Source organism: Synechococcales cyanobacterium T60_A2020_003, from assembly GCA_015272205.1.
Taxonomy (GTDB): Bacteria; Cyanobacteriota; Cyanobacteriia; order RECH01; family RECH01; genus JACYMB01.
Window position 1 is genome coordinate 1 of the sequence record JACYMB010000255.1, and the last position, 2,901, is coordinate 2,901.

Here is a 2,901-nt window from a genome sequence, read left to right on the forward strand (position 1 = left end):
ATCCACCGCCACAATGCCCACAGTGACTAGTAGTTGCACCATCACCCGCAGCGCAATGGATTCCTCTGTGGGCGGCGATGGAATGGAGTCCAGATGTGTCTGGATACGATCTAGTAATGAACCGGATTTGGGCGATCGCGGCTGAGTTGAGGGAGCCATAGGGAAACGATGAGGAGAAGGATTGAGCTAGAGAATAACCAGATGCAGGTAGGAATTACCCCGCAATCGGCGTGCTTCAATCCTAAGAGTTCCCAAACGCGATCGCAAACTCTGCTTGGTTTCCCAACCATTCGGACACGGGAAGGCCACACCCATCCCATCACCATCGCGGATCACGCTAAGGTGGGCAGCCAGGGTAAATCCGTAGTTCCGGGGTCGTAACCGAGTTGCTTCAGCAGGGTGGTCACTTGCCCCCGATGGTGGGTTTGATGGTTGAACATGTGGGTCACCAGTACCCAAGTCGGCAACACCCGCGTAACGCGATCGATGTTGCTGGTGTATTCAAACGGTTGCTGCAACCACGCTTCGGATAATTCATTCGCCCAATCGAGAAGGGTGCGATCCATGGCGATCCGGGCGTGGTGGAGGTCGTCAAAGTCCGCATATAGGTCAACTCCCATATTCGGGGCGTAGAACGGTTGCTGGGTAAAGCGACCCATCCAGGCGCGATCGCCATAGAGGATATGATTCAACGTGCCGTGAATGGATTTGAAAAAGGCACCGCGATCGCTCTTCCGAACGGCATCGGGAATCTCGGCGCAGATGGCGTAGATTTTTTGGTTCATCCATTCGTTGTATTCCGCCATCGTGACGGCATAGGTGCGATCGCGCATGGGTACTCCGTGGGGGTATCAATTCAAAGTTTTGAGTTGGGCAAGGGTATCCAACCTTATAAAGTGGTCACTGAGGATGCGTGAATGGATCCAGCTACGCCGCTGCGATCGCCCCCTGATGAACTAGCGATCGCATTGATGCTTCATCCAGTTGAAAATAGAACAAATCCTGACGCTGCTCCAGCACCGTTCCCCCAATTTTTTCATAGAACCGAATGCCCGATGCATTGTTGACACTGGCCGTCCAGGCAATGTGGGTGCAGTTCACCTGCTGGACGATACGGACAAGGTGGATCATCAGTGCCGTGCCCATACCCTGATGCCGAACCGCAGGGATAAGATACAGATCATCGAGCCAGAGACCAGGACGGGCTTGAAACGACGAGTACCGAAAATAGTAGAGGGGAACCCCCACCCCCTGATCCGATTGTTCGACCAAGAGAACGCGCGCAAACGGCGTTTCGCCAAATAGACTGTGCTGTAGTTTTTCAACGGTCGCATGCAGCACCCCGGAGAACTCCCCCAGGCCGCGGTAGATCGGTGACTGTAGCAGGACGGATGATGATAGACGGTGGCATCGGGAAATATCTCCTCAATTATTCACGGATTCTACAGCGTTCCTACGTGATTTATGAAAAAGATGAGTTGTGAAATGTGCGCCCCGACGGGGCGCACATTTCACAATCCAAATAGGATTGCTATAGACATCATGTAGCTATCGACAAACTCGCCATCGCGAATGGCATCACAGCGGCGGCGACCTTCGATAAAACTCACCGGATTGGTAGGGCAAGCGCAGGGGTTGGCGTTGGCATTGGGGAACGGTATGAATCGTGGCGATCGCCTCCCAATCGGTCAATTCCAGCCCTCGAATGGGGATATCCATGCTCCGACCTCTAGGGCACCAAGATCAATTTGCCAATGTGTTTGCCTGTTTCCATAGACTCGTGGGCAGCACACACATCGCGGAGGGCAAAGCGTTGGGCGACAGGAAGTTGATAGACACCTTGGGCGATCGCCTCCAGAACGTGCTGATAGCCTTCCTGCTCCCGATTGGAACCGGACAGCCCATTTAACAGCCAGCCGCGAATCGTGCCCATTTTCCGGATTAGGGGCGTCACGTCTACCACATCCGGTTTGCCGAGCAATCCATAAATACAGATGGTTCCCCCCTGCGCCAGCAAGCGAATTTCCTGGTTTAGAAAACGGCCTGCGGCGATCGGGTCAAAGGCCAGATCCACACCGCGCCCCTGGGTCAGTTGCTTCACCTTGCGCCACCAGGTGTCATCCTGGGTGACGATCAAATGGTCAAACTGGGCTTCTGGCATCGCGTTTAGGACATCCACCTTTCCCGGACTGGTGGTTGTACCAAGGGTGATGCCCCCGTACCGCTTCACCACTTGGGACGCAGCGATCGCCACACTGCTACTGGCCGCAGGCAACAGCACCACCTGTCCGGGCTGGAGATTGCACTGCCAGATCAGGCCACCCCAAGCGGTTAGGTACGGCAACCACAGTGCCCCTAGCAGATCGTCGGGAATCTCTGTGGGGGCAGGAATGGTGTGTTCGGGGGTGGTGAGGAAATGGGAGGTATAGGTTCCTTTGCCTAAGCCTCTTGAGGCGGGAGCCGCGAGACTCAGGACGACCCGCTGCCCCACTTGGCGATCGCCCACTGCCGAGCCCACCGCTTCAATATATCCCCCCCCTTCAATCCCAGGGGTAAAGGGTGGATTGCCAGAAATTAGCTTGTACTCGCCGCGTCGTGCCATCAGGTCGGCATAATTCATGCCAATGCTGGTGAGCCGGACAAGGACTTGATCGGCGGCAGGTTCCGGCGTGGGTTGTTCCACAATCTGGAGGCGATCGCTGCCGCCAAAGGCATCTACAACAACGGTATACATGGGTTTAATCAATCCTCGATAGATGGACAACGTGGGTGAGCGTCCACGTTGTCTTCACCATAGGGGATGGTCTGGGATCTAAATCCGAGGAAAAGCTGAAAGATGCGCTACCCGTGATAGCGATTTTCGAGCCATTCCCGCACTTCATCCTCTGTGCTACAGCGATG

At 55.1% G+C, this 2,901-nt stretch carries 5 protein-coding genes; all 5 read right to left on the minus strand.

Annotated elements, in window-relative coordinates:
• Nucleotides 1–159, minus strand: a 159-nt coding sequence (locus IGR76_12725) for a hypothetical protein (GenBank protein MBF2079345.1), incomplete at its 3' end; no start/stop codon positions are given.
• A gap of 173 nt (nt 160–332) precedes the next feature.
• Nucleotides 333–833, minus strand: coding sequence for a damage-inducible protein DinB (locus IGR76_12730; GenBank protein ID MBF2079346.1), 501 nt, complete (start codon nt 831–833; stop codon nt 333–335).
• 94 nt (nt 834–927) lie between these two features.
• The gene (locus IGR76_12735; GenBank protein MBF2079347.1) at nt 928–1,341 is read right to left on the minus strand and encodes a GNAT family N-acetyltransferase; all 414 of its coding nucleotides are present in this window, start codon (nt 1,339–1,341) and stop codon (nt 928–930) included.
• Nucleotides 1,342–1,578: 237 nt separating this feature from the next.
• Nucleotides 1,579–1,719, minus strand: coding sequence for a hypothetical protein (locus tag IGR76_12740; protein ID MBF2079348.1), 141 nt, complete (start codon nt 1,717–1,719; stop codon nt 1,579–1,581).
• 10 nt (nt 1,720–1,729) lie between these two features.
• Complete coding sequence (locus IGR76_12745) at nt 1,730–2,734, minus strand: zinc-binding dehydrogenase (protein ID MBF2079349.1); 1,005 nt, start codon at nt 2,732–2,734, stop codon at nt 1,730–1,732.
• Nucleotides 2,735–2,901: the final 167 nt, after the last annotated feature.